The sequence below is a fragment of the Streptomyces sp. BE20 genome (genome assembly GCF_036322525.1).
Taxonomy (GTDB): domain Bacteria; phylum Actinomycetota; class Actinomycetes; order Streptomycetales; family Streptomycetaceae; genus Kitasatospora.
On record NZ_JAQYWW010000778.1, the window covers coordinates 1 to 344 of the forward strand.

Sequence of the window (344 nt, forward strand, 5' to 3'; positions counted from 1 at the left end):
CGGGGCTCACCGGTCGGTGTCGCCGCCTTCTACCGGACGGTGGTGGACCATCCCTACGAGGACGACGACCTGGCGCTGGCCGGGGAGCTGTCCGACCGCGCCGCCGTCGCGAAGGTGAACGACCTGCTGTTCACGCGGGACGGGGTCGCGGCTGGGGCCGTCACGCTCGCCCGGGAGGTGGCGTGGGCCGCGCGGCGGCGGGTGAGCGCCTCATAACGTAACCACACCACACACAACCCACCACCCACCCAAAAAACCACACACCCACCCCCCCCACCAACAAACACCCCCACCCCACCCCAAACACCAAAACCAAAACCCCCACCATCAACTAAACCACAAAC

At 67.4% G+C, this 344-nt stretch carries 1 protein-coding gene; it reads left to right on the forward strand.

What is annotated here, in order from left to right:
• Nucleotides 1–216 (forward strand): hypothetical protein (locus tag PUR61_RS16580; protein WP_329879618.1); only part of this gene is annotated, 216 nt, incomplete at its 5' end.
• Nucleotides 217–344 lie beyond the last annotated feature (128 nt).